The sequence below is a fragment of the Massilia sp. Se16.2.3 genome, from assembly GCF_014171595.1.
Classification (GTDB): Bacteria; Pseudomonadota; Gammaproteobacteria; order Burkholderiales; family Burkholderiaceae_D; genus Telluria.
Map to the genome: position 1 here is coordinate 3,617,416 of NZ_CP050451.1, position 24,133 is coordinate 3,641,548.

Consider the following 24,133-nt stretch of genomic DNA (forward strand, 5'->3'; position numbering starts at 1 on the left):
ACCGGCTGGCGCACCGCGATGGCGGCTACCGCTGGGTCATCAGCCACGCCCTGCCCTTTGCGCTCGATGGCGGCCCCGTCACCCACTGGATGGGCACGCTGACGGACATCCACGACCAGAGGGCGAGCGAAGAGGAACTGCGCGCCGCCGCGCGCCGCAAGGACGAGTTCGGCGATGCTGGCGCACGAGCTGCGCAATCCGCTCGCGCCGATCAGCAATGCCGCCCAGCTCCCGGCCATGGCCGGCCTGGATGCGGCGCGGGTACGCCAGTCGAGCGAGGTGATCACCCGCCAGGTACGCCACATGACGGCCCTGGTCGACGACCTGCTCGACGTTTCCCGGGTCACGCGCGGCCTGGTTGCGCTCGAACGCGTGCCCCTCGACCTGGGTACGGTGGTGCGCGGCGCAATCGAGCAGGCGCGCCCGCTGATCGACGCTCGCGGCCACCAGCTGTCCGTCGCCTTCGACGGCAGCGGCCTGATCGTGGACGGCGACCGCACGCGCCTGGTGCAGGTGCTGTCGAACCTGCTCAACAACGCCGCCAAGTACACGCCCCCCGGCGGGCGCATCGCGCTGGTCGTCACCGCCAACGGCGACGCCAGCGTCACCGTCGCCGTGCGCGACAGCGGCATCGGCATCGCGCCCGACATGCTGCCGCACGTGTTCGACCTGTTCACCCAGGCCGAGCGCACGCCCGACCGCTCGCAGGGCGGATTGGGACTGGGCCTGGCGCTGGTGCGCAGCCTGGTGCAACTGCACGGCGGCGCCGTCGAGGCCAGCAGCCCCGGCCTTGGCCAGGGCAGCACCTTCAGCCTGACCCTGGCCGGCACGTCGGCCTCCCCCGCGTCCGGCGCGCTGCCCGCTGGCGCGCCTGCCGCACGGGCAGCAGCCGTGGCACGCCGGGTACTGATCGTCGACGACAATGTCGACGCCGCCGCATCGCTGGCCGCGGTGCTCGGCGAACTTGGCCATGCCGTCGCCTGCGCCGGCAGTTCGCGCGAAGCGCTGCTGCTGGCCGACGGCGACTGGCCCGAGATATTCATCCTCGACATCGGCCTGCCCGACATCGACGGTTACGAACTGGTGCGCCGCCTGCGCACCGCCCAGGCCAGCGCCCGGCGTGCTTCGTCGCGCTGACCGGCTATGGCCAGGCACGGGACAAGGTGCTGGCCCACGGCGCGGGTTTCGACCACCATTTCGTGAAACCGGTCGAACTGGCGGCGCTGCGGGCCGCCATCGATGCCGAGATCACGCTTTCCCCCCTCGCGGGCACAGCCGGCCATCACCGAAGCGTCCAGGCCGACGAACCAGAAGTTGAAGATTATGCGAAAAACTGACGACGACAAACAGGACCTGGCCTACAACGCCGCCGAGTTCTGCTCCACCAAAGACGCCGCGCGCCTGCTGGGCGTGTCGCACCGCACCGTCCAGCTGTGGGTCGAAAACGGCGCGCTGCAGGCATGGAAGACCGCGGGCGGGCACCGCCGCATCACGATCGCGTCGGTCAACCGCCTGGTCGAGGCGCGTCGCCAGGCCACGGTGGCCCCGCCGACCGGCCCCGCCAGGGGGCCGCGCAAGCTGCTGCTGGTCGACGACGACCGCACCATGCTGCGCCTCTACGAGCTCGAGATCGCCGGCTGGGGCCTGCCGGTGACGGTGCTGAAGGCGCACGACGGCTTCGAGGCGCTGCTGCGCATCGGCGAACAGCGCCCGGACATCCTGGTGAGCGACCTTTCCATGCCCGGCATGGACGGCTTTCGCATGATCCGCACGCTGCGCGCCGATCCCGCCTGCGCCGAGATGGCCATCATCGTCGTCAGCGGCCTGGACCGTCCGACGATCGAATCGATGGGCCTGCCCCGCGAAATCCCGGTCTCCCCAAGCCCGTGCCCTTCACCCAGCTGCGCGCGGCGGTCGAGCATGCCCTCGCCGGCGCGCCCGTTGCGGCCTGACGCCGGGCCACGCTAGCGCCATGCCTGACCCGCTGCTGCCCACCGACGTAGCGCTGCTACCGCCGGCCCTGTTCGACGCGCTCTCCGACAGTCTGCTCGTCCTTGGGGCCGACGGACGGGTGCTGCTCGCGAACCGCGCCGCGGGCGCCCTGTTCGGCTCGACCCGGCCGAGCTGGCCGGACGGCAGGCGCAGGAACTGGCCGTCGAGGCCCTGCCCGGCTCGGCCGAGGTGGCGGCCGCCGGCCCCCTGCTGCGGCGCCAGCTGAACGGGCGCCGCCCCGACGGCACCAGCTTTCCGCTGGAACTGGCGGCCAGCATGATGACGGTCGGGGGCGAACGGCGCCTGGCCCTGCTGCTGCTGCGCGATGCCGCGCCGGCGATCGAAGCGGCCTGGCGCGACCGCGCCGCCGGCGAGCGCCGCCACAAGACCTTCCAGCTGGCCTCGCACGAGCTGCGCACGCCGCTGGCGAGCATCGTCGGCTTTTCCGAACTGCTCATCAAACGCGACTTCGACCAGGCCAGCGCGCGCGAACTGCTCGAGATCGTGCATGCCCAGGCAGGCCTGCTCTCGACCGTCGTCACCCGGGTGCTCGACCTGGCGCGCATCGAGGCCGGCGGGCGCCATCTGCTCCGCTGCGCGGCCGAACCGATCGAGGGCGTCCTGACCCGGGCACTGGGCAGCGTCGCGCCGCTCGGCCAGAACGGGCGCATCCGCCTCGAACTCGCACCGGGCCTGCCGCCCGTCGCCGCCGACGCGCACCGCCTGCAACAGGCGTTCGCCAACGTCCTCGCCAACAGCATCGCCTACTCGGACCCGCCCACGCCGATCACTGTCAGTGCCTGGCTCGACACCGGCGCGGTTGCCGTGCGGGTGGCGGACGCGGGACGCGGCATGAGCCTTGACGAGCGCGAGCGGCTGTTCGAAGCGTTCTACCGGGGCCCGCATGCGCACGGCCCCGGCACCGGCCTGGGCATGGCGATCTTCAAGGAGATCATCGACCTGCATGGCGGAAGCATCGAGGTCGAGTCGAACCCGGGCCGCGGCACCGCCGTCACGGTGCGCCTGCCCCTTGCCGGAGCCTTGCACCATGGGTGATGCCATCCTGGTCGTGGACGACCAGCGCGAACTGCGCCTCCTGATCCGCCTGAGCCTCCGGCACTGGGACGGGTCGAGACCGCCGGATCGGTGGGGAAACGATGGACAAGGTGCGCAGCGACCGGCCGCGCCTGATCGTGCTCGACGTCTCGCTCGGCACCGAGAGCGGCCTGGAGCTATGCCGGGCGCTCAAGTCGGATCCGGCAACGCGGGAGATCCGCATCATGCTGCTGTCGGCCCACGGCCAGCAGGCCGATATCGCGGCCGGCATGGCCGCCGGCGCCGACCGCTACATGCTCAAGCCGTTCAGCCCGCGCGACCTGCTGGCGGCCGCCGCCGAACTGATGACCTAAGTACTCGACCGGAAATAAATGTGAATTTTGGCAAACAGAACCGGATGCGGTGCAAGGCGGCGGCGAGCGCGCCGCAGTGCGAGCACTGCAAGCACGAGCCAACGCAGCAACGCGCCGGTTATGGAAGCCAAAAACACATTTATTTTTGGTCGAGTACTTAGACCCGCCAGGGGCGGCTACGCCCCCGGGCAATGCGTGGCGCCAGCGCGGGCGCGGCCACCGCCTCGTTGTAGCGCCCCGGTGCCCGCGGCAGCGTGACGTGGAAGACGGCGCCGCCACCGGGCGCGTCGCCGATCGCGATGCCGCCGCCGTGCTCCTCGACGATGCGCTTGCAGATCGCCAGGCCCAGGCCGGTGCCGCCGCTGCGCCCGTCCTGCGGGACCGATCTGGACAAAGGGTTTGAATACGCGCTCGCGCTGGTCCGGCGCGATGCCGGGGCCGCGGTCGGACACCGACAGGCGCGCACCACCCCTCGAGCGGTGCCGGGGAACAGCATCACCGCGCTGCCCGGCGGCGCCACCTTGATCGCGTTCGACAGCAGATTCGTCAGCACTGGGTCATGCGGTCGGCGTCGAAGGTGGCCGCCAGCCCGGGGTCGGCGCCGGCATCGAGCACCAGTTCGACCTGGCGCGCCGTGGCCATCGCGCGCATGGTGCGCATTGCTTCGCGTGCCAGCGGCAGCAGGAGCTGGGTGCGCGGCGCGAAAGACATCATGCCGGCCTCGATCTTCTGGATGTCGAGCATGTCGTCAACGAGGCGGTTCAGGCGCAGGCAGTTGGCGTTGCAGATCTCGATCACCTCCTGCACATCGAGCGGCAACTGGCCCAGCGCGCCCTCGGCGAGCAGCGCCAGCGAGGCGCGGATCGAGGTCAGCGGCGTGCGCAATTCGTGCGAGACGGTGCCGACGAACTCGTTCTTCATCTGGTCGATCCGTTTGCGTTCGGTGATATCGCGCAGGAAGATGCTGAAGACCGCCGCCGCGCCCGCCCCGGTCAGGCTGGTGCTCATTTCCACCGGAATTTCCAGGCCGTGGCGGTCGGTGACGACGCGCTCGATACGCTCGCCCAGCATGCCCTGCTGCCCGTTTTCCACGAACGCCAGCATGGGCGCCGATTCAGGCGGGCGGAAGCGTTCCGGCAGCATCAATTCCACCAGGTCATGCCCGATCGCCTCGTGGCGGCGCCAGCCCAGCAGGGCTTCGGCCTGGCTGTTCCATTCCTTGATGCGGCCCTCGAGGTCGGCGGCGATGAAGGCATCCTGCGAGGCGTCGACGATGGCGCGGATGCGCGCTTCGCTGGCCTGCACTTTCTCCGGGGCGCCGCGCAGTTCGTGGGTGCGCGCCTCGACCAGCACCTCGAGCGTGCCGTTCAGTTGCTGCAACTGGCTGCGGCGCGCCTCGAGGTCCGTCACCGTGGTGTTGAGCGACTCGCGCAGCGCGCGCACCTCGGCATAGCCGCCGGCCTGCGGCACCAGCGGCGCCGCCCCGTCCTTGAGCGCGCTGGCCGCGCTGGCCAGGCGCTCGAGCGGGCGCGTGATGCGGCGCGCCAGCGCCACGCCGGCCAGCGAAAACACCAGCGCCAGGGCGACCCCGCACCAGAGCATGTAGCGGCGCATGGCGCGCACCGGCGCATAGGCGCTGTCGACGTCCTGGCGCACCAGCACGGTCCAGCCCAGTCCGCGGTAATTGGCATAGCCATTGCCCCGGTGGTAGCCGACCACGTAGTCGCGCCCGTCGCGCCAGCGCTCGAGCACGAACCCGCCCTGGCGCTCGGTGGCGGCGCGGTACAGGCTGCCCCGGGTGAGGCGGCGATCGAGCAGGTTCGACGGTCCCAGCAGCACGCGCCCGGTGCGGTCGAGGATCAGGGTATCGACCGGGCTGCGGCGCGCGACCGAACCCACCACCGAACGCTCGACTTCGCGCGCCCAGTTCCACGACAGGTGGGTGCCGAGCACGCCGCGGATCTTGCCGCTCGCATCAGCGAAGGGAAAGGACAGGTCGACGAAGCGGCGCGGCTCGGCCTGGGTCGGCAGCAGCCTGGCCAGCAGCACCGCCTCGTGGACGTCGCCGACATAGCCGTCGAGCAAGCCTTCGCGGAACCACGGGCGTGCCGACACATCCGCGCCGACCAGCAGGCCGTTGCCGGTAGCGCGCACCTTGCCGTCGACGCCGACCACGCCGATCCATTCGTAGTAGCTGTAGCTCTGCTGCACGCGCGCCAGCGCGCGTGATGTGGCGGCGCCGTCGGTGTTCGGGTCGGTGAGCGCGGGCTGCGCGGCCATCAGCGCCACTTCGCGGTAGCGCTCGAACATGCCGCGCTCGAGCTTGTCGGAGGTCTGGGCGGCCAGGTCGGCGAGACCCTGGCCGATCGCGTTCTCGGCGTCCAGGATCGCGCGCCGCTCGACGAGCGTGACCAGCGCCACCGTCAGGACGATCGACAGCAGCGAGAACGCCAGGGCGAGCTGGGTGGCGAGGCCGCCTGGCAGGAATTTGTTCAGTTTGCTGTACAAGTCACCCTCATATTGCTTTTTGACCAACAATTGCACCCCTAGCACGGGGGAGCGCGCCACCGGCGCACCCGGGCGCATGTGGAATGAAGGCGTGCCCGGCCGCTCATGCCGGCGCCCTCCCCGCCGCCGGCGATGGCCGGGCAAGCACCATGCCCGGGCGCAGCGCGGTTTCGGTGACCTCGGCCAGCGGCGGCTGGTAGCCGTCGTCGATCCAGTGCAGGGCAATGTGCATGACACCGCCGACCACGCCGGCCTGCAGCAGGGAGTCGGCGGGGCTCGCCGGCGGGCCAGGCGCGTCCGTCCCCCCTTGCCGGTGCGGCAAGCTCGCGCGCGACGGCGGCGCCGATCGCCCGCAAGGCCGCGTCGAAGGCCCTGTCCACTTCCCGGCTCACGCCGCGGATCTCGACCAGGAAGACGCGCGCCGAAGCCGGATCGCGCTGCAGCGCCGCGAAGTAGGCCGCGAGCATGGCGCGGGCGCGGGCCACGCGGCCGCGGCCCGCGGCCCGCGCTGCCGCGGTGATCTCGCCGAAGACGCCATAGGTGACGGTATTGAAGCAGGTGACCAGCAGCGCTTCGCTGTTGTCGAAAGACTCATAGAAATAGCGTTCGGTCAGCCCTGCCGCTTCGCACACGGCCTTGACGGTGGCCTGGCGATAGCCGCGTGCGCCATACACGGCCAGCGCGGCGGCGATCAGCCGGGCGCGGCGCTGGGCACGGCGCTCCTCGGGGAGACGCCGCGGTAGGCGCGCGCAACAGGTGTGTCAGGAGTCATGGCCCCATTTTGACACATTTGCTTGTCAGTCAGAAAGTGACAATGTACAGTGTCACTTCATTAAAAATACAATTCGAGACACCATGTTGACCCCGCAATCCTCCGGCACTGCGACCCAGGCCGGATTGCATCACGACGCGCCCCTCGACGTGCTGATCGTCGGCGCCGGGCTGTCGGGCATCGGCGCCGCGGCCATGCTGCAGGAACGCTGCCCCGGCAAGCGCTACGCCATCCTCGAGGCGCGCGGCGCCATCGGCGGCACCGGGACCTGTTCCGCTACCCCGGCATCCGCTCCGACTCCGACATGTACACGCTCGGCTACGGCTTCAAGCCCCGGCTGGACGCGAAAGCCATCGCCGACGGCCCGGCGATCCGCGCCTACATCCGCGAGACCGCCGCCAGCCACGGCATCGAGCCGCACATCCGCTTCCACCACAAGGTGGTGCGCGTGGCCTGGTCGAGCGCAGATGCCTGCTGGACGGTCGACGCCGAGCATGGTCCGAGCGGCGAAACGCGCCGGCTGCGTACCCGTTTTCTCCACATGTGCAGCGGCTACTACGACTACGACCAGGCCTACCGGCCGCGTTTCGAGGGTGAAGAGGCTTACCGCGGACGCATCGTGCAGCCGCAGTTCTGGCCCGGGGACCTGGACTACGCCGGCAAGCGCGTGGTCGTGATCGGCAGCGGCGCCACCGCCGTCACGCTGGTGCCGGCGATGGCCGCACAGGGCGCACACGTGACGATGCTCCAGCGTACGCCCACCTATGTGGTGGCGCGCCCGTCGGAATACCGTTTTGCGCAGCGCCTGCAGCGGCACCTGCCGCCGAAACTGGCCTACTGGGCCACGCGCTGGCGCGTGATCCTGGAAAGCATGCTGCTGTACCGCCTCGCCCGCAGCAAACCGGAGCTGGCGAAGAAGAAGATCGTCGAGATGGCGCGCCACCAGCTGGGGCCCGACTTCGATGTCGCCACCCATTTCACCCCAAGCTACAAGCCCTGGGACCAGCGCGTCTGCGTGGTACCGGACGGCGACCTGTTCCGGGCGATTCGCCGCGGCCAGGCTGAAGTCGTGACCGACCACATCGCCCGCTTCAATGAAAGCGGCATCGTGCTCGCTTCGGGGCGCGTGCTCGAAGCCGACGTGGTGGTGCTGGCAACCGGCCTGTCGCTGAGAGTGCTGGGCGGCGCGACGATCACGGTCGACGGCCTGCCCTTCGACCCAAGTGCCGCCATGTCGTACAAGGGCATGATGCTGAGCGACATGCCCAACAGCGTCATGACCTTTGGCTACACGAACGCTTCCTGGACCCTGAAGGCCGACCTGACGGCCGGCTACGTCTGCCGCCTGCTGAAGTACATGGACAAGCATCGCGTGGACATCGCCGTGGTGCGGCGCGAAGCGGGCGTGCAGCCGGAACCCTTCCTCAGCTTCACCTCGGGCTACGTGCAGCGGGCGGCAAGCCTGCTGCCGAAGCAGGGTTCGCGCCGGCCCTGGCAGGTCTACCAGAACTACCTGCAAGACATGTTCACCATCCGCTTCGGGCGGATTGCCGACGGCGTCATGCGCTTCGGTGCGAAAGGAGGCATGCCGTGAACCTCACGAACCGTGTCGCCCCGGTCACCGGTGCCGGCAGCGGCATCGGCCGCGCCACCGCCGTCGCCCTCGCCCGCCGCGGCTGCCACCTGGCGCTATGCGACATCGACGCCGCCGGCCTGGAGGAGAGTGCCTGGATGCTCGGCACCCGGGGCGTGCGCGTGACCACCCATGTGCTGGACGTGGCCGACCGCGAGGCCGTGCGCGCCCTGCCGCCCGCCATCCACGCCGCCCACAAGCGCCTCGACGTCCTGGTCAACAATGCCGGCGTCGCCCGGGCGGCAGCTTCGAACAGGTGAGCGAGGCCGATTTCGACTGGCTCATGGAGATCAATTTCGGCGGCGTGGTGCGCATGACGCGCGCCTTCCCGCCGCTGCTGCGCGCCAGCGACGAGGCCCGCATCGTCAACGTGTCGAGCATCTATGGCATCGTCTCGCCGCCGGGCCAGGTGGCCTATTCGAGCAGCAAGTTCGCGGTGCGCGCTTTTTTCCAACGCGCTGCGCCACGAGCTTGAAGGCAGCACCGTCGGCGTCAGCGTCGTCCATCCGGGCGGCGTGACCACGGCGATCGCGCGCAGCGCCCGGTGCCCGCTGGCACCCCGCTTGAAGATGTCGAACGCGGACGCCGCCTGGCCGAGCGACTGCTGCGGTTGCCACCCGAGGCCGCCGGAGAAATCATCGCCCGCGGCATCGAGGCGCGCGCCGCGCGCATCCTCGTCGGCACCGACGCCAAAATCGTCTCCCTCCTCGAACGCCTGGCGCCCGTGCACTACTGGCGCCTACTCAAGAAAGCCGCTTCCCGATGAACGTACTCCTGTTTGCCCTCGGCCTGACCCTGTTGATCTTGCTGGGCCTGGCCTTCTTCAGCGCCCGCACCGCACGCCGCATCGAAGGCTTCCTGCCGCCGCGCGGGCGCTTCGTCGAGGTGCCGGGCGCGCGCCTGCACGTTCGCGAACTGGGCGAGACTGACGCCGACCGCCCGGCGATCCTGCTGGTGCACGGGCTGGGCGGCCAGGGTGCCCACTTCGACTACGGCGTGGCGCAGCAACTGGCCGCGCATTTCCGCGTGATCGTGGTCGACCGCCCGGGCTCGGGCCACTCGCTGCGGGGCCCCGGTGCCGGCGCCGACGTCTCGGCCCAGGCCGCGGCGCTGGCCGCCCTCATTGCCCAGCTGAAGCTGGTGCGTCCGGTCGTTGCCGGCCACTCGCTGGGCGGCGCGATCGCGCTGGCGCTGGCGCTCGAGCATCCGGCGTCGGTCGGCGCGCTGGCGCTGGTGGCGCCGCTGTCGCACGCGCCCGAAACGGCGCCGGCAGCGTTCCGCGCCCTGACGATCGAGACCGGATGGCTGCGCAGCCTGTTCGCCTGGACCCTGGCCACCCCAGCCTCGATTGCCGGCAGCAAGAAGGTGTTGGCCGCCGTGTTTTCCCCGGAAGCGGCGCCGCGCGACTTCGCCGTCAAGGGCGGCGGCCTGCTGGGCCTGCGTCCGCGCGCCTTTCTGGCAGCGTCGAGCGACATGCAAGCGATACGCTGCGCCTGCCGCAGCTTGAGGCGCGCTATGGCGAACTGGCGCTGCCGGTGGCGGTGCTCTACGGCCGCCAGGACGCCATCCTCGACTGGCGCAAGAATGGCCAGGCGCTCGCCGAGAAGATTCCCGGTGCGCGGCTGGAACTGGTCGAAGGCGGCCATATGCTGCCGGTGACCCAGCCGGAGCACACGGCCGACTTCGTTGCCCGCGTCGCCGGTTCCGTCCCGGTCGCGGCTGGCCACTGAGCCACTTTCCCCGCCAGCCGGACTGGCGCGCGTCGCAAGCGCGCCGCGGATGCTATCGTAGGCGATGGGCACGGCACGGTGCCGCACCCGGCAATCTGATATTGGAGCACGTATGCTGGTAGTAACTCATGGAGGCAAGTTCCATGCGGATGATGCCTGGGCGGTCGCGGTACTGGCCATCCTGTTTCCCGACTGCGAGATCGTGCGCACACGCGACCCCGCCATCATCGGGTCGGCCGACTTCGCCATCGACGTCGGCGGCATCTGGGACCCGGCCACGGGCCGCTTCGACCATCACCAGAAGGGCTTTGCAGGCGCGCGCCCGAGCGGCGTGCCCTACGCCAGCGCCGGCCTGGTCTGGCGCGAGTACGGGGCGCGCTGCGTCGCTGCGCTCGCAAGCAGCCACGCGGGCACCACGCTGAGCCCGGAGACAGCCCAGCAGATTGCCTATGCCATCGACGCCGACATCGTCCAGTACCTCGATTTGTCCGACGTCGGCGCGGCCAAGAACGCTCCCGGCGGCTATGGACTCTCGGCCGTCGTTTCGGGCTTCAACCCGAACTGGCTCGACGAAGAACGCCTGGGCCATGGCGAGCCGACGGAAGCCTACCGCCTCGGCCAGTTCAGGAAGGCGATGACCCTGCTCACCGACATCATCGTCAATTCGGTGAAATACCGCGTCGGCGCCATCCTCGCGCTCGACCAGGTGCGCGGCGCCGAGCCCCTCGAAGGCGGCCGCGTCCTGTTCCTCAAGAACGCCGCCCTGCCCTGGACCGCCGTCGTGCGCAAGGAAATGCCGAAGGTGCTGTTCGTGATCAGCCACAGCATCGCCGAAAGCCGCTACCTGATCCACACGGTGCCGGTCAGCGCTGAAAGTTTCGAGGCGCGTGCCGACCTGCCCGAGCCACGGGCCGGTTTGCGCGACGCCGACCTGGCCGCGGTCACCGGCGTGCCGGACGCGACCTTCTGCCACAACGGCCGCTTCATCGCGGCCGCCAAATCCTACGAAGGCATCCGCACCCTGGCGCGCCAGGCGCTCGATGCGGTCGACTCGGGCGCGACCACGCTGGCCGAGGCGCTGGCGCGCTGAGCGGGCGCGCCCGGGCGGCGTGGCCTGGCGCGCCAGCAGGATCCCGCATGGACGGGCCGCCCGGCAATGCCGCGCCGCCCGTCCATGCCGACACGGGAATCCCGGATGAGTTAAGATCGGTGCCGCAGCGGCCGCCGCACGCGTGCGCCGGCCACTTTCCGTCGACCTCCCCCTTGCGCTGACCGCCCTGTTCCCATGTTCTCCATCGTCCTCAACATCGTCGGTACCCTGATGCATTTCTATGTGGCGCACCGGCTGCAGCGCATTGCGTTTGTGCGCGCCAACGTCGCGCCGGGGAGTTGGTGGCTGGCCGCCCTCGCCGTCTGGCTGGTCTACCTGGCGGGCATCCACCGGGCGCGGGCGCCATCGACTGGCGTTGGCTGCCGGGGCAGTTCGCGCTGACCTGGCTGGGCATCCTGTTCCTGATGACCCTGTGCCTGCTGGTGGTCGACCTGGCGACCGGCTTCGGCCTCTGGTGGCGCACGCGCGTTTCGCACCTGCTGGGCGGTGCGGCGCTGGCGGGCGTGGTGCTGAGCGGATTCGCCATCTACCAGGCCGTGCGCGCGCCTGCCGTGGTCGAATACGAGGTGGTGATGAAGGATTTGCCGCTCGGGCTCGACGGCACGGTGCTGGTGGCGCTGTCGGATCTGCACGGGCGCGCAGCGCCGCTCAGGCTGGATGCAGGCGCGCGTGGCGCAGGTCAACGCGCTGCAGCCTTCGGCGGTGCTGCTGCTGGGCGACCAGGTCGACGATGCACCGCTGGGCGAAGCGCGCCTGGCCGAGGTGCTGCACGGGATCACCGCGCCACGGGGCGTCTGGGCCGTGACGGGCAACCACGAATACTACGGCGATGCCGCCACCACGATGGCCGAGTTCAAGGCCGGCGGCGTGCACTGGCTGCGCGACGAGGCGGTGACGCTGGTACCGGGGCTGCGCCTGGCCGGCATCGACGATATCGGCCGCACGATGCATGCCGGGGGCGACGTCACCGCCGGCCTCGTGCGCACGCTGGCGCAGCCGCTGCCCGACGTGGCCAGCGGCGCTGCCAGCGGCGCCACCATCCTGCTGTCGCATATTCCGGCCGACGCGGTGATACGGGAAGCTGCCGCGCACGGCGTCGGCCTGATGCTGTCCGGGCACACCCACGGCGGCCAGGTCTGGCCCTTCAACTATCTCGTGGCGCAGCGCTTCCCGCAAGTCGTGGGGCGGCACCTCGTGGGCGACATGACGCTCGTGATCAGCCGCGGCGCCGGCAGTTGGGGGGCCGCGCATGCGCCTGTGGCGGCCGGGCGAGATCGTCAAGCTGACCTTGCGCGCGCCGCACTGAGGGATAGTCCCGGACTTCGTCGCCGCACCATGCCCTGAAGCCCGGGCCGGCGCTGCCTGGGCGCGCCAGCCCGGGTGTCGTCAGCGGTTGCCGTCCTCACGTGCCGAGTTGCCCTCGTCGCGATCGGTCTCGGTGCTGCGCATGCCGCCAGCGCCCTGCTGGTTCAGGCCGCCGGATTGCCCCGCGGACTGGCGGTTGCCGGCGCCCTTGCCGATGCCTTCCATGCCAGTCTGCACCTGGCCGCCCATCGTGCCGGCGTAACCCTGCTGGTCCCCTTCCTGCGCCGAGCCGTCGTCGAGCAGGTCGTCGGTACGGGTGGCGGACTGCTGGCTGGCGTCGCCCCGGTCCAGCTTGCCGCTGTCGCCGGTTCCGCCTACCCCCATGCTGCCGGCACTGCTGGTGCCGTTCTTCGTGATCTGGTCCCAGGATCGGCCGCTGACATCCTTCTTGTCGGTACTCGTGGACATGTTCATCTCCTCGTTCAATGGTGTGGGCGATGATAGCTTTCTGGCACGACGCCGCAATAGGCACACCGGCGACGCCGCTGTAGGACTCGGCGCACGGGCAAAAAAAGCGGCGCCTGATGGCACCGCTATCGCTCGGCCGGGCACACAGCCCGCGCCGATTACTTCTTGAAGTACAGGGCGCGGCCCGACAGCTTGATGGTGCCGGTGCCGGTGGCCATGTCTTCGCCGCCGGTCAGCAGGCCGCCGCCGGTCGATTTCGCGAACTTGCCGGTGCCGCCGGTGATCTGGAAGGTGGCGCCCGAGAACACATACTTGGTGCCTTCGCCGGTCGGCACCATCTGGCCGCTGTAGTTGGCGAAGATCTGGTCGCCGCTGGTGGTCATGACGATGAACTTGCCATTGCTGAAGTTAAACAGTGGCGGGATCGGCGTGATGCAGTCGGTCGCGATGAAGACAACCTTGCCGCCCATCAGCTTGCTCTCGCCATGGCCGCTGATGGTGCCGCCGAACTGCGACAGGCAGCGGCTGGCGGGTCCTACGGCTTCGACGAGCACGCCCTCGACATCGAGCGGCTCCAGTACCCATTCGCCTGCCGATGCGGTAGCCGAGGCGGCCAGCAACAGGGAAGCGATGGCTGGGGCGACGTACGCGCGCAGGGAAGATTTGAACATGTGTTTCTCCGGTATTGATGGTGGGTTTGATGAAGATCAAATAGTATCTATTTTGCAAAAATCCTCGCGCACAATCACTCAGCCGTGTCGCAACCAAGATACATTTATTCGCGGTAACAAAAGATGCTGCGCACGTGCATTTTCCTAGCCGTGCGCCGCCATCGGACAGGCTGCGTTACAAAACCTGCAAGCTCATCGATTGGAGAAACCATGCGTGTCGCCACTTTCAACGTGAATGGCATCGGCAGCCGGCTCGGCGCCCTGTTGCAATGGCTGGAAGAGACCCGGCCGGACGTGGCCTGCCTGCAGGAATTGAAGGCGCCGCAGGAGCGCTTCCCGCTGGCCGAGATCAATGCCGCCGGCTACGGGGCGATCTGGCAGGGGCAAAAAAGCTGGAACGGGGTGGCGATCCTGGCGCGCGGCACCGAACCGGTCGAGGTCACGCGTGGCCTGCCGGGCGACGACAGCGACGAGCAGAGCCGCTACCTGGAGGCCGTGGTCGGGGAAGTGGTCATTGCCTGCCTGTATCTACCGAACGGGAATCCGGCGCCGGGCCCGAAGTTCGACTACAAGCTGGCCTGGTTCGAGCGCTTCATTGCGCGCGCCGCCCAGCTGGTCGAGACCGGTGCGCCGGTCGTGCTGGCCGGCGACTACAACGTCATCCCGACCGAGCGCGATGCGTACAAACCCGAGCGCTGGGTGACGGATGCCCTGTTTCGGCCCGAGTCGCGCGCCGCCTTCGAGCGCCTGCTGGCCGTGGCTGGCTGGACGGACGCGCTGCGCGCCACCCATCCGGACGAAGTGATCTACACCTTCTGGGATTACTTCCGCGATGCCTACGGCCGCAATGCCGGCCTGCGCATCGACCACCTGCTGCTCAGCCCTGCGCTGGCGCCGGCCCTGCGCAGCGCCGGCGTCGACCGCGACGTGCGCGGCCGCGAAAAGCCGAGCGACCACGCGCCGACCTGGGTGGAACTGGACCTGTAGGCAGACCCGGCTCAGCGCCCGCTGCGATCGGCCAGGAACTGCTGCGCGCGCGGGTGCGTCGGATTGCCGAAGAAAGCGTCGGGCGTGCCCGTCTCCGGGATGCGCCCCTCGCTCATGAACCAGACGCGGTCGGCCACGTCGCGCGCAAAGCCCATCTCGTGGGTCACGCACACCATCGTCATGCCCCCGTGCGCCAGGCGGCGCATCACCTGCAGCACCTCGCCCACCATTTCCGGGTCGAGCGCGCTGGTGGGCTCGTCGAACAGCATGACCGGCGGGCGCATCGCCAGCGCGCGCGCGATGGCCACGCGCTGTTGCTGCCCGCCCGACAGCTCGTGCGGATAGGCGCCCGCCTTGTGGACCAGGCCCACCTGCTCCAGCAATTCCATGGCGTCGGCACGGGCTTGCCCCTTGCCGGCGCGCTTCAGGCTCACGGGAGCAAGGGTGCAGTTCTCCAGCGCCGTCAGGTGCGGAAACAGGTTGAAGTGCTGGAACACGAAGCCGATGCCGGCGCGCAGCGCGTTGACGTCGACCCCGCGGCCGTGGATGCCGCGCCCGTCGACCTCGATGCGCCCGTCGTCGATTTCCTCGAGGCGGTTCAGGGTACGGATCAGGGTCGACTTGCCCGAACCGGAGGGGCCGCACACGACCACCACCTCGTTCTTCGCAACGCGCCCGGTGACGTCCCTCAGCGCGTGGTAATCGCCGTACCACTTGTTCACGCCCGTGAGGGCAATCATCGTGTCAGTCTCTGGTGTCATAGTCAATGTAAAGCGGGTGCGGCGCGGCTGCCCAGGCGCCGCTCGAGCAGGAAGGCCAGGCGCGACAGGCCAAAGCACAGCACGAAGTAGGTCAGGGCCAGCACCAGGTAGACCTCCACCGCCTTGGTGAATACCAGCGTGTTGACCTGGGTGGCAATGAAGGAGACTTCCGACAAGCCGATGATATAGCCCAGCGAGGTGGCCTTGATCGTGGCCACCAGCTGGCTGACGAGCGACGGCAGCACGTGGCGCAGCGCCTGCGGCAGCACCACCAGGCGCAGTGCGGCGCCATAGCCCAGGCCCAGCGAACGCGCGCTTTCCATCTGTCCTTTCGGCAGCGAACGGATGCCGGCCGCGACGATTTCGGCGAGGTAGACGGCGTCGAACAGCACCAGCGTCATGAGCATGGTCGTGACCTGCCCGGTTTTCACACCCGTGACGGCCGGCAGGAAGAAGTAGGCCCAGAACACCACCAGCAGCAGCGGCAGCGCACGTACGACCTGCACCAGCGCCGCAACCGGCCAGCGCACGGCGCGCCATGGACTGACGCGCGCCACGCCCAGCAGGAGGCCGAGCGGCATGGCGAGGAGCAGCGCCGCGCCTGAGAGCAGCACGGTCAGCGTCAAGCCGCCGAGCGGCCCGTTCGGATACTGCCCGATGAGGAAATACAGCCAGTAATCCTGGATCAGTTCAATCATCTTCACACCGTCCTGACCGGGAAGCGGCGCGCATACAGCTGCGCGGCCAGCGAAATCAGCAGCGACACCGTCAGGTAAGCGAGCGTGGCAAACGTGAAAGCCTCGGCGCTGCGGAAGGTCGCCGTCTCCACGCGCGCGGCCTGGTACATCATCTCGGCCGCGCCAATGACGGTGGCGACGCTGGTGTCCTTCCACAAATTCACCGTTTGCGACAGCAGCGGCGGCACGGCGATGCGGATCGCCTGCGGCATCAGCACCAGGCGCACGCTGGCGAAGCGGCCCAGGCCCAGCGAGCGGGCCGCTTCCAGCTGCGCGGCGGGGACGGCGCGGATGCCACTGCGAATATCCTCGGCCATGTGCACCCCGCTGTAGAGCGCCAGGGCGATGGTGGCGCAGATGGCTTCGGGATTGCTGTCGTAGAGCGCCATCTTCACCGGCTCGGGCAGCAGCTCGGGAAAGGCGAAATACCAGAACAGCAGGTGTGCCAGCAGCGGCACGTTGCGGACGCCCTCCACCACCGACGCGCCGATGGCGCGCAGCGCGCGGCTCTGCGACGTGCGCATCAGCGCGAGCGCGGCGCGCCAGCGGCAGCGCCAGCACGAAGCTGGCGGCAAGCAGTTGGAGGGATAGGAAGAAGCCTTGCAGCAGCCAGTCATGGTACTGGCCGGACTGCAGGATGGCGGGGTCGAAAAACGTCAACGGCTGTTACTCGGCAGGCTTGGCTGGGCGTCAGATCTTGTCGGTGCTGATCGCGAAGGCGCGCCTGGCGATGTTCGGGCGGGTACCCGGGCCATACCATTTGTTGAACAGGGTAGTGGCCGCACCCGAGCTTTCCAGTTCGCGCAGGGTGGCGTCAACCACCGCCTTCAGGCTTTTTTCGCCCTTGCGCAGGCCGAGCGCGATCGACTCGACACCGATGCTGTTCGGCAGGATGACGAAATTCTTCGCATTCGGGCCGAGCTTGCCGTAGTCGGCCAGCAGCGAGGACTCGTCGTTCACATAGGCGATGCCCTTGCCCTGCTGCAGGGCCTGGAAGGCCTGCTGGGTATTCTCGAAGGTGACGATGGTGGCCGTCGGCACGGCCGCGCGGATGTTCGATTCCTGGGTGCCGCCGCGCACGGTGACAACCTTCTTGCCGGCCAGCTGAGGCAGCGCGTTCACGCCGCTGGCGGCGCGCACCATGACTTTCGAGCCGGTGACGAAATGGGTCAGCGCGAAATCGACCTGGGACTCGCGCTCCTTGTTATGGGTCAGCGTGGCCGCCAGCACATCGACATGGCCCTGCTGCAGCTCGGGAATGCGCGCGGCTACCGACATCTGCTTGAAGACCGGCTTGACGCCGATCTTTTTCGCCACTGCTTTGGCGATATCGATCTCGTAGCCGACCAGTTCGCGCGTCTTCGGATCGATGAAGCTGTTCGGCTCATCGGTGCCGAGCACGCCGAAGACGATCTCGCCCTTCTTCCTGATATCGGCCAGCTGGTCGGCCCGGGCGGCGCCGGCAAAGGCAAACTGGACGGACAGCGCGAGGGCGCAGGCGAGAACGGTGCGGCGGGATGACATGTGCTTCTCCAACAGGGACGTATGCGAGCCGTGGAGTATATGGCATGTGCTTTCATGCAAGAACGACTGAATTCCCATATGAACATTCGCTGCGGGCATAAGCAATCCAGCCAGTCTGCCCTTTTCACCAAGCTTGCGATCTAGGCTATAGTAATTGACATGTCCAACATGTCCGCCCTCACCAGGCGGACGATTATGTGAGCCCAGACCGTGACCCAAACGACCGCGCCCGATACCGACCTCCCACTCGACATGACCATCTTCGGCGGCATGGGCGACCTGGCCATGCGCAAGCTGCTGCCGGCCTTGTACATGGCTTACCTGCATGGCAACCTGCCGCCCTCGACCCGCATCCTGTCGACCGGCCGCCAGCCGTTGGCGCGCGAGGCCTACCTCGCCCACGTCGAAGAAAATTCGCGCGACTTCATCGCGAAGGAAAACTTCAACGACAAGACCTGGGACGGCTTCCTGCAGCTGCTCGAGTATGTCGTGCTCGACGTGCAGGCCGCGCCCGACTTTTCCAGCCTGGCCGCCGCGTCGCGCCCCGGTGCCCAGCGCGTGTTCTACCTGGCCACCGCGCCTTCGCTGTTCACGCTCATCTGCGAGAAGCTCGCCGGCGCCGGCCTGGTCGACGCCCACGCGCGCGTGGTGCTGGAAAAGCCGCTCGGGCGCGACCTGGCCTCGGCCCGCGAGATCAACGAAGCCGTCGGCCGCCATTTCGCCGAGTCGCAGATCTACCGCATCGACCATTACCTGGGCAAGGAGACCGTGCAGAACCTGATGGTGCTGCGCTTCGGGAATTCGATCCTGGAACCGATCTGGCGCGCGCCGAATATCTCGAGCGTGCAGATCACGGTGGCCGAGGAAGTCGGCGTGGGCAGCCGCGCGGGCTTTTATGACAGCACCGGCGCGATGCGCGACATGGTGCAGAACCACCTGCTGCAGCTCTTGTGCATCGTCGCCATGGAGCCGCCGACTTCGCTCTCGCCGGACGCGGTGCGCGACGAGAAGCTGAAGGTGCTGCGCTCGCTGCGGCGCTTTCGCCTGGCCGACATCGCGCGCGACACCGTGCGCGGCCAGTACGGCCACGGCGTCTCCGGCAACCAGGAAGTGCCGGGTTACCTGGAAGAGCGCAACGTGCCGGCGGGTTCGAACACCGAGACTTTCGTCGCCCTGCGCGCCCACATCGACACCTGGCGCTGGTCGAAAGTGCCCTTCTACCTGCGCACCGGCAAGCGCATGGCGCGCCGCTCGTCGAAGATCGTCATCGAATTCGCCAACCCGCCCTTCCCGCTCTTCCCTGGCGCCTCGGGCAGCGCGCCTGGTTCGGCATCGGTTACCGTGGCCAACCGCCTCGTGATCGAGCTCCAGCCTGAGGAAGCGATCAAGCTGCAGATCATGGCCAAGGAGCCGGGCAGCGGCATGCAGATGCAGCAGGTGGCGCTCAACCTCGACCTGCAATCGGCCTTCCAGCAGCGCCGCGCCGAAGCCTACGAACGCCTGCTGATCGACGTCGTGCGCGGCCGCCTGACCCACTTCATGCGCCGCGACGAACTGGAGGCGGCCTGGGAATGGGCCGACCCGATCATCGACGGCTGGGCAACGCTGGCCGAGAAGCCGCATGCCTATGCGGCGGGGTCGTGGGGGCCGCCGGAGTCGTTCGCGCTGCTGGCGCGGGATGGGTTCAGCTGGGTGGAGTGAAGACCAGGGAAACACCAGATTCGATGCCTGGCTGCCGTCCTGCTGGCCAGCCTCTCGACAGCATGAAAAACACGCCCGGCCAACAAGCCGGGCGCGAGTTCAATGCCGGTTTGACGATACCTTAGTTCGAGCCGGAGCCGCTTGCATTGCCGCCTGCGGCCACGGAACCGCCCGCATCGACGCCCACCGGCAGCCTGGTCGACGCCGCACGGTTCGCCACACCCTTGGCTGCGCCGACAGCCGAGCCGGCAGCGGTACTGCCGGTGGCACGGGCGTTGGCAGCGGTGGCCGCGGCGTAGTGGCGGGTTGCGCCGGCCTGGCTACGGACGCCGTCCACGACCGGTGCCGCCGAGGCGCGTGCGCTGCCCACTGCCGAACCTGCCGCACTGCGCACCTGGCCTGCCGACACGCCCGGCTCGAGCGCGACCGAGGCGCTGCCGCTGCCGCTGCCGCCGCCCGTCACGCTACCGCTCGCACCGTTGCGGCTGCCCGTCACGGCGACGTCGCGGCTGCCGCTGGCCTGGCCGGCGGCGGCGCCCGAGCCGCTGGCTGCGCCATTGCCCGTTGCCGTGGCGCCGCCGAGGACAGAGCCGCCGCGGCCAAGACCACCGGCCAGGCTGGGCGTGCCCCCCTTCGCGCCCTCGGCTGAGGCACCGTTACCCGCTGCGGCACCATTGCCTGCTCCTCCGGCATTGCCCGCCAGGTCGGCACCTGCACGGCCGAGCTTGCCTGTCAGGCCGGCGTTGCCCGCGGCGTCGCCGCCTCCCGTGACGCTGCCGTTCACAAGCGATCCCGCACGGTCCAGGCTACCGGCCAGGCCCGTTGGCGCGCCGGCCGCGCCGGACGAGGAAGCGTTGGCCGAGCCATTGCCGCTACCCGTCGCCGAGCCGGCAAGTCCGCCGGCGGAGCGGTTGATGCCGCCGCCCACCACCGTCACGCCGTTCACCGAAGTGACTGCGTCGCCGGCGGCGTTGCCACCGACCAGGCCGCCTGCCTTGGCACCGCCATTCGCGCTGCCGTTGCCGCGTGCATCGGCGCCAGCCTGGCGCTGCGCTGCGCGCCCTTCCAGCAGCGAACCGGTGCCGCGGGTGACGGTCTCGACGCCGCCCATGCGGCCACCCATATTGCCCGCGCCGCCGAGCATGCCGCCGACCGAGCCGCCCAGGCCGCCGCCGAGGTCACCGCCACCCAGCAACTGGGCGTGGGCGGAAGCGGCGAAGCTCAAGGACAGGGCGAGGGCAAGGTGACGGACGATGTTCTTGGTTTGCATGATGGTTTCTCCTGAAAGTGGCGCGGACAATCCGGCGCCGATATCAGGAAAACGAACGGGCTCGGCGGTTTATTCCGTCACCGCGAAAATATTTGCACATATTTTTTCAGCGCAGGCGCGCCGGGTCGATGCGCAGCCCGGCACCGACGACGCCATGGCCGACAATATTGCTGACCGCAGCGTTGTCGGGGCGCGTTGCCGCCTTCGCCAGCGCCTCGACCGCGCGCGCCGCCTCCGGCCTGCCGGGCGTGGGCAGCGACGGCGCCAGCAGCGCCGCCACCAGCGGTGCGGCGAACGAGGTGCCGCGCACCTGCCGGTACGGCGGAGAGCCGATGGCGGCGCTCACCATCTGGCTGCCCGGGGCGGCAAACATCACTTGCGGGCCGCGTCCTGCTTCGGGCAAGGGCCGCCCGCGCGCATCGACGCCGGTGACGCCGACGACACCCGGGTAGCTTGCCGGGTACAGCGGCGGCGCGGCCGGGCCGTCGTTGCCAACGGCCGCCACCAGCAGGTGCCCGCGCCCGACCATGGCCGCGACGACACGCTCGAGGGTCGCGTTGGCAGGCCCGACCAGACTGATGTTGATGACCCCTATCTTTTGTTTGGCCATCCACCCGAGCGCATCGGCGATGGTCGCCGCCGAGCCGCCGGTCGGGCTGTCGCAATAGATATCGGCTGCGTACAGGCGCGCTCCCGGCGCGGCCCCGCGAAAGCGCCCAGATTCGCCCACCATCAGCGCCGCCACGGCGGTGCCGTGCGGTGCCGGATGACTGGCGCCGCCGCAGCCATGGCGCTCGATGGCGCTGCCGGCGAATACTTCGTGCGCCACGTCGACGCCGCTGTCGACCAGGCCGAGCGCCAGGCCGCGTTGGGCGCCCGGACGCGAAGCCGCTGCATCGACGCCGGCGCTGGCGCTGGCGCTGCCAGCGGGCGCCATGCCGGACGCGCTGCCCGTATAAATATGGTTGAAGTCATAGGAGCCGGCGGGGTCGAGTGCGCGCAGGCGCTCGAGTGCCGACGCCGTCGACACGCCGGCCGGCACCCGCAGCGTCACCAGCGTCTCGCCGAGCTCCTCGAAGCGCTCCTGGCGCGCCACGACCAGACCCATTCCCGCCGCGGCACGCAGGGCGGCATCGGAGGGGGAATTGGCGAGGATTTCGCCGCGCACGGCCGGCTCGCCGCGCGGGTCGGCTTCCAGCAAGTCGGGGTGGCGCTGCAGCAGGGTCTCTAGCTGACCCGGGCGCAGCGCGCGCAGGTCGCCCGGCACGACGCGGTCGAGCAGGCGCTCGGCCGGACGCGCCAGGCCGTTCAGGCCGCCCTGGCCCAGCGGCTGCGGCAGGTTCAGCGACGGCAGGCGCAACTGGGCATGGGCCGCCGGCCAGCCGAGCAGGCAGGCGGCGAAGAGCGCGGGAGGGAGGAAATGGTTCGGTTTCATGGTAACGATCATAAAGTAGACAGCATGTCTTGAAGAAAAACGTTTGAGAGATGGAATAAAATCCCCCGCTTCCTCGTTTAATTCATGTGAGCCACACCAAACCCATGTTTGCCACCGAAATAGCCGCCCTCCTGCCTCGGCTGCGCCGTTTCGCGCGCTCGATCACCTTCCACCGGGAAGATGCCGACGACCTGGTCCAGATCGCCGTCGAACGCGCCCTCGGCCGCAGCGAGCAGTATGCCGAAGGCACGCGCCTGGACAGCTGGATGTTCAGGATCGTCAGGAATGCCTGGATCGACGAGGTGCGCAGCCGCACGCGGCGCGACCAGGTGTTCGCACCCGAGGAAGAAGGCGAGCATGTCGGCGACGATTTCGCCGAGGCCCACCAGCAGCGCCTGGCGATCCAGAAGGCGATGAGCCTGCTGCCCGAGGAGCACCGCGTCGTCATCGCGCTGGTGCTGGTCGACGGCCTGCCCTACAAGGAGGCGGCCGAGGTGCTGGACATCCCGATGGGCACGCTCACGAGCCGGCTGGCACGGGCGCGCGAGGCCTTGCAAAAACTGTTGTCCGATCAAACGAGGACCGTGAAATGAATTTTTCCGACGAAATCCTGATGGCCTATGCCGATGGCGAACTGGCCGAACCCGAGCGCAGCGCCGTCGAACGCGCCCTACGCGAAGACCCGGCCGTCGCCGCCGCCGTCGAACGCCACCGCGCCCTGCGCGCCGACGTGTTCGCCGCCTTTGCCGGGGTGCTCGATGAGCCGGTGCCCGAGCGCCTGGTGCCGCCGCGGCCGGCCCCCGTGCATTCGCTCGAGGGAAGCCCGCGCCGCGCGGGCCAGCCAGGCGGCCCAGCCTGCGGCCAGGCAGGCAACCGTGTCCGCGCCACGCTCGAGCTGGGCGCAATGGGGCGGCATGGCCGCCGCACTGGTGATCGGCGTCCTCGCCGGCAGCATCATGCTGGGCGGCCGCTCCGACGGCCAGTTTGTTGCCGATGCCGGTGGCCGCCTCGTCGCCCGGGGCCCGCTGGCGACGGCCTTGACGCAGCAACTGGCGAGCGAACAGGGCAGCGCGCAGGTGCGCATCGGCACCAGCTTCGCCAGCAAGGACGGCAGCTATTGCCGCAGCTTCCAGCTGCCCGGCAGCGCGGACCTGGCCTGCCGCGAGGGCGACGCCTGGCGCATCCCGGTGCTGAAGGAAACCGGCGGCACCGGCAGCGGGGGAGTACCGCCAGGCCGCCAGCCAGACCCCGGCCGCCGTGCTGGAAGCGATCGACGAACGCATCGCGGGCGAGGCGCTGGACGCGCAGGCCGAACGCGCCGCGCGCGGGCGCGGCTGGCAGCGTTAATGCACGAGGCATGCAGGACGGGAACGGCCAACGCTTCCGTCTTGCGTGACATGGCAGCCATCCGGCAGCACCTGGGTCGCCCGCTTGTCGTTCGAACCTGCTCCCTGGCATGCAACGTCCGGCGCGCTGCAATCGAGCGGCTTGCCCGGACTGGCTGTGCGCCCGCGCCTAGTCGATCAGGCGGATCGCCGGCCTTCCATCATCACTCTTGCCGATCACCTCGTGGACCGAGGTTCCTCGCTCCACGTACCCGTCTTCACTTGTTGCGATCTGCCCATCAGGGAAACGCGCTTCGATCTCGTACCCGACTTCGCCTGCGACAACAAAGTAGAGCCTGGTGGACTGCCCCGCTTTCAGGGCCGGCAGGGTAACCGTGCTACTGTTGCTGCTCGACGCGTGCTTCAGTATCAGTCCGCTCAGATCGTTGCCGCTGTCATTCTCGATGGCCACGTGCACGAGCGGCTGATCCCAATGCTTGACCACCGCCGTGATCGCGCCCACAGCGAAACAGATTGCTGCCAGCAGGAGTATCCCAATACCTTTCGCGAAGCGCGCCATCCTTTGGCTTCCGATCAGTTTGTTCGTGAAAATGCTGGGGTCAGGTCTGACAAATGGACACGAACTCTGCTCTTGCATCGCCCACAAAAGCCCACAGCTGGGCCCGTGTCTGAATGTCACGTGAAAATGCTGGGGTCAGGTCTGACAAATGGACACGAACTCTGCTCTTGCATCGCTCACAAAAGCCCACAGCTGGGCCCGTGTCCAAATGTCA

The 24,133-nt window shown here is 69.0% G+C and carries 25 protein-coding genes and 4 pseudogenes; 16 read left to right on the plus strand and 13 right to left on the minus strand.

Translation table 11 applies throughout. The annotated features are described in order from the left end of the window. The first annotated feature begins 174 nt into the window (after positions 1–174). The 6 genes from G4G31_RS16510 to G4G31_RS16535 all read left to right on the plus strand — a co-directional run bounded on the left by G4G31_RS16510 (position 175) and on the right by G4G31_RS16535 (position 3,401). The gene (locus G4G31_RS16510) at positions 175–1,137 is read left to right on the plus strand and encodes a hybrid sensor histidine kinase/response regulator (RefSeq protein ID WP_182988574.1); all 963 of its coding nucleotides are present in this window, start codon (positions 175–177) and stop codon (positions 1,135–1,137) included. Positions 1,138–1,163: 26 nt separating this feature from the next. Further along, on the plus strand, positions 1,164–1,337 hold the full coding sequence (locus tag G4G31_RS16515) for a hypothetical protein (protein WP_182988575.1): 174 nt from the start codon (positions 1,164–1,166) through the stop codon (positions 1,335–1,337). Continuing rightward, a complete protein-coding gene (locus G4G31_RS16520) occupies positions 1,324–1,968 on the plus strand; it encodes a response regulator (protein ID WP_229425054.1) in 645 nt (214 codons plus the stop codon). Before G4G31_RS16515 ends, G4G31_RS16520 begins: the two co-directional genes overlap by 14 nt. A 4-nt stretch (positions 1,969–1,972) precedes the next feature. Beyond that, complete coding sequence (locus G4G31_RS16525; RefSeq protein WP_182988576.1) at positions 1,973–2,218, plus strand: PAS domain-containing protein; 246 nt, start codon at positions 1,973–1,975, stop codon at positions 2,216–2,218. Beyond that, a complete protein-coding gene (locus tag G4G31_RS16530; RefSeq protein WP_182988577.1) occupies positions 2,182–3,048 on the plus strand; it encodes a sensor histidine kinase KdpD in 867 nt (288 codons plus the stop codon). The genes G4G31_RS16525 and G4G31_RS16530 overlap by 37 nt, the downstream gene beginning before the upstream one ends. Before the next feature lie 101 nt (positions 3,049–3,149). Then, positions 3,150–3,401, plus strand: coding sequence for a response regulator (locus G4G31_RS16535; protein WP_182988578.1), 252 nt, complete (start codon positions 3,150–3,152; stop codon positions 3,399–3,401). Positions 3,402–3,558: 157 nt separating this feature from the next. Here G4G31_RS16535 and G4G31_RS16540 read toward each other — a convergent pair whose 3' ends face one another. From G4G31_RS16540 to G4G31_RS16550, 3 genes are read right to left on the minus strand one after another with little or no spacing between them, the layout of a single operon-like run. Then, positions 3,559–3,954 carry a sensor histidine kinase KdpD gene (locus tag G4G31_RS16540; protein WP_182988579.1) on the minus strand — a complete coding sequence of 132 codons (396 nt, stop codon included), beginning with the start codon at positions 3,952–3,954 and terminating at the stop codon, positions 3,559–3,561. Continuing rightward, entirely contained in the window at positions 3,948–5,909 is a 1,962-nt protein-coding gene (locus tag G4G31_RS16545; protein ID WP_182988580.1) for a PAS domain S-box protein, read from the minus strand. Before G4G31_RS16545 ends, G4G31_RS16540 begins: the two co-directional genes overlap by 7 nt. A 38-nt stretch (positions 5,910–5,947) precedes the next feature. Continuing rightward, entirely contained in the window at positions 5,948–6,583 is a 636-nt protein-coding gene (locus G4G31_RS16550) for a TetR family transcriptional regulator (protein ID WP_308621609.1), read from the minus strand. Positions 6,584–6,764: 181 nt separating this feature from the next. Here G4G31_RS16550 and G4G31_RS16555 point away from each other — a divergent pair. The 7 genes and pseudogenes from G4G31_RS16555 (at position 6,765) to G4G31_RS26500 (ending at position 12,499) form a co-directional block, all read left to right on the plus strand. Further along, positions 6,765–8,275, plus strand: a pseudogene (locus G4G31_RS16555) (flavin-containing monooxygenase). Beyond that, positions 8,272–8,789: pseudogene (locus G4G31_RS26485) on the plus strand (SDR family NAD(P)-dependent oxidoreductase). Before G4G31_RS16555 ends, G4G31_RS26485 begins: the two co-directional pseudogenes overlap by 4 nt. A 69-nt stretch (positions 8,790–8,858) precedes the next feature. Continuing rightward, positions 8,859–9,080 carry a hypothetical protein gene (locus G4G31_RS26490; protein ID WP_229425055.1) on the plus strand — a complete coding sequence of 74 codons (222 nt, stop codon included), beginning with the start codon at positions 8,859–8,861 and terminating at the stop codon, positions 9,078–9,080. Further along, positions 9,077–10,044, plus strand: a pseudogene (locus G4G31_RS16565) (alpha/beta fold hydrolase). Before G4G31_RS26490 ends, G4G31_RS16565 begins: the two are co-directional and overlap by 4 nt. A gap of 112 nt (positions 10,045–10,156) precedes the next feature. Then, positions 10,157–11,134, plus strand: coding sequence for an MYG1 family protein (locus G4G31_RS16570; protein WP_182988581.1), 978 nt, complete (start codon positions 10,157–10,159; stop codon positions 11,132–11,134). Positions 11,135–11,329: 195 nt separating this feature from the next. Continuing rightward, positions 11,330–11,536, plus strand: coding sequence for a hypothetical protein (locus tag G4G31_RS26495; protein WP_229425056.1), 207 nt, complete (start codon positions 11,330–11,332; stop codon positions 11,534–11,536). Positions 11,537–11,824: 288 nt separating this feature from the next. Beyond that, entirely contained in the window at positions 11,825–12,499 is a 675-nt protein-coding gene (locus G4G31_RS26500; RefSeq protein ID WP_229425057.1) for a metallophosphoesterase, read from the plus strand. 42 nt (positions 12,500–12,541) lie between these two features. Here the strand turns inward: G4G31_RS26500 and G4G31_RS16580 are convergent, their stop codons facing one another. After that, the gene (locus tag G4G31_RS16580; RefSeq protein WP_182988582.1) at positions 12,542–12,928 is read right to left on the minus strand and encodes a hypothetical protein; all 387 of its coding nucleotides are present in this window, start codon (positions 12,926–12,928) and stop codon (positions 12,542–12,544) included. Between the two features lie 158 nt (positions 12,929–13,086). Then, positions 13,087–13,599, minus strand: coding sequence for a hypothetical protein (locus G4G31_RS16585; protein WP_182988583.1), 513 nt, complete (start codon positions 13,597–13,599; stop codon positions 13,087–13,089). Positions 13,600–13,809: 210 nt separating this feature from the next. Between G4G31_RS16585 and xth the strand changes: the two genes are divergently transcribed. Next, positions 13,810–14,586 (plus strand): exodeoxyribonuclease III, encoded by a 777-nt coding sequence (gene xth / locus G4G31_RS16590; protein WP_182988584.1) that lies wholly within the window; start codon positions 13,810–13,812, stop codon positions 14,584–14,586. 11 nt (positions 14,587–14,597) lie between these two features. Here the strand turns inward: xth and G4G31_RS16595 are convergent, their stop codons facing one another. The 4 genes and pseudogenes from G4G31_RS16595 to G4G31_RS16610 form a co-directional block, all read right to left on the minus strand. Next, positions 14,598–15,326 (minus strand): amino acid ABC transporter ATP-binding protein, encoded by a 729-nt coding sequence (locus G4G31_RS16595; RefSeq protein WP_182988585.1) that lies wholly within the window; start codon positions 15,324–15,326, stop codon positions 14,598–14,600. Between the two features lie 23 nt (positions 15,327–15,349). After that, positions 15,350–16,045 (minus strand): amino acid ABC transporter permease, encoded by a 696-nt coding sequence (locus G4G31_RS16600; RefSeq protein ID WP_182988586.1) that lies wholly within the window; start codon positions 16,043–16,045, stop codon positions 15,350–15,352. Between the two features lie 2 nt (positions 16,046–16,047). Continuing rightward, a pseudogene (locus G4G31_RS16605) lies at positions 16,048–16,744 on the minus strand (amino acid ABC transporter permease). 30 nt (positions 16,745–16,774) lie between these two features. Next, positions 16,775–17,608, minus strand: a complete 834-nt coding sequence (locus tag G4G31_RS16610; RefSeq protein ID WP_182988587.1) for an ABC transporter substrate-binding protein — start codon at positions 17,606–17,608, stop codon at positions 16,775–16,777. Between the two features lie 252 nt (positions 17,609–17,860). Here G4G31_RS16610 and zwf point away from each other — a divergent pair, with 252 nt between their 5' ends. Further along, complete coding sequence (gene zwf, locus G4G31_RS16615) at positions 17,861–19,309, plus strand: glucose-6-phosphate dehydrogenase (protein WP_182991814.1); 1,449 nt, start codon at positions 17,861–17,863, stop codon at positions 19,307–19,309. 121 nt (positions 19,310–19,430) lie between these two features. Here the strand turns inward: zwf and G4G31_RS27635 are convergent, their stop codons facing one another. Then, positions 19,431–20,579, minus strand: coding sequence for a hypothetical protein (locus G4G31_RS27635; protein WP_182988588.1), 1,149 nt, complete (start codon positions 20,577–20,579; stop codon positions 19,431–19,433). Positions 20,580–20,685: 106 nt separating this feature from the next. Continuing rightward, a complete protein-coding gene (locus G4G31_RS16625) occupies positions 20,686–22,014 on the minus strand; it encodes a S8 family serine peptidase (RefSeq protein ID WP_182988589.1) in 1,329 nt (442 codons plus the stop codon). 104 nt (positions 22,015–22,118) lie between these two features. On the opposite strand from G4G31_RS16625, the gene G4G31_RS16630 reads away from it, so the two are divergent. Further along, entirely contained in the window at positions 22,119–22,607 is a 489-nt protein-coding gene (locus G4G31_RS16630) for an RNA polymerase sigma factor (protein WP_182988590.1), read from the plus strand. A 77-nt stretch (positions 22,608–22,684) separates the two neighbouring features. Here the strand turns inward: G4G31_RS16630 and G4G31_RS16635 are convergent, their stop codons facing one another. Together G4G31_RS16635 and G4G31_RS16640 are read right to left on the minus strand one after the other, a co-directional pair. Then, positions 22,685–23,119, minus strand: coding sequence for a hypothetical protein (locus G4G31_RS16635; RefSeq protein WP_182988591.1), 435 nt, complete (start codon positions 23,117–23,119; stop codon positions 22,685–22,687). A 410-nt stretch (positions 23,120–23,529) separates the two neighbouring features. Continuing rightward, positions 23,530–23,919: a hypothetical protein gene (locus tag G4G31_RS16640; RefSeq protein WP_182988592.1), complete on the minus strand. Its 390-nt coding sequence runs from the start codon at positions 23,917–23,919 to the stop codon at positions 23,530–23,532. Between the last annotated feature and the right edge of the window lie 214 nt (positions 23,920–24,133).

What these genes read in the sequence shown, in the direction of transcription:
- G4G31_RS16510 (WP_182988574.1), top strand. Translation starts at nt 175, where the DNA reads ATGCTGGCGCACGAGCTGCGCAATCCGCTCGCGCCGATCAGCAATGCC.
- G4G31_RS16520 (WP_229425054.1), top strand. Translation starts at nt 1,324, where the DNA reads ATGCGAAAAACTGACGACGACAAACAGGACCTGGCCTACAACGCCGCC.
- G4G31_RS16525 (WP_182988576.1), top strand. Translation starts at nt 1,973, where the DNA reads ATGCCTGACCCGCTGCTGCCCACCGACGTAGCGCTGCTACCGCCGGCC.
- G4G31_RS16535 (WP_182988578.1), top strand. Translation starts at nt 3,150, where the DNA reads ATGGACAAGGTGCGCAGCGACCGGCCGCGCCTGATCGTGCTCGACGTC.
- G4G31_RS16570 (WP_182988581.1), top strand. Translation starts at nt 10,157, where the DNA reads ATGCTGGTAGTAACTCATGGAGGCAAGTTCCATGCGGATGATGCCTGG.
- G4G31_RS26495 (WP_229425056.1), top strand. Translation starts at nt 11,330, where the DNA reads ATGTTCTCCATCGTCCTCAACATCGTCGGTACCCTGATGCATTTCTAT.
- G4G31_RS16580 (WP_182988582.1), bottom strand. Translation starts at nt 12,928, where the DNA reads ATGTCCACGAGTACCGACAAGAAGGATGTCAGCGGCCGATCCTGGGAC.
- G4G31_RS16585 (WP_182988583.1), bottom strand. Translation starts at nt 13,599, where the DNA reads ATGTTCAAATCTTCCCTGCGCGCGTACGTCGCCCCAGCCATCGCTTCC.
- xth (WP_182988584.1), top strand. Translation starts at nt 13,810, where the DNA reads ATGCGTGTCGCCACTTTCAACGTGAATGGCATCGGCAGCCGGCTCGGC.
- G4G31_RS16595 (WP_182988585.1), bottom strand. Translation starts at nt 15,326, where the DNA reads ATGATTGCCCTCACGGGCGTGAACAAGTGGTACGGCGATTACCACGCG.
- G4G31_RS16600 (WP_182988586.1), bottom strand. Translation starts at nt 16,045, where the DNA reads ATGATTGAACTGATCCAGGATTACTGGCTGTATTTCCTCATCGGGCAG.
- G4G31_RS16610 (WP_182988587.1), bottom strand. Translation starts at nt 17,608, where the DNA reads ATGTCATCCCGCCGCACCGTTCTCGCCTGCGCCCTCGCGCTGTCCGTC.
- zwf (WP_182991814.1), top strand. Translation starts at nt 17,861, where the DNA reads ATGACCATCTTCGGCGGCATGGGCGACCTGGCCATGCGCAAGCTGCTG.
- G4G31_RS27635 (WP_182988588.1), bottom strand. Translation starts at nt 20,579, where the DNA reads ATGCAAACCAAGAACATCGTCCGTCACCTTGCCCTCGCCCTGTCCTTG.
- G4G31_RS16625 (WP_182988589.1), bottom strand. Translation starts at nt 22,014, where the DNA reads ATGAAACCGAACCATTTCCTCCCTCCCGCGCTCTTCGCCGCCTGCCTG.
- G4G31_RS16630 (WP_182988590.1), top strand. Translation starts at nt 22,119, where the DNA reads ATGTTTGCCACCGAAATAGCCGCCCTCCTGCCTCGGCTGCGCCGTTTC.
- G4G31_RS16640 (WP_182988592.1), bottom strand. Translation starts at nt 23,919, where the DNA reads ATGGCGCGCTTCGCGAAAGGTATTGGGATACTCCTGCTGGCAGCAATC.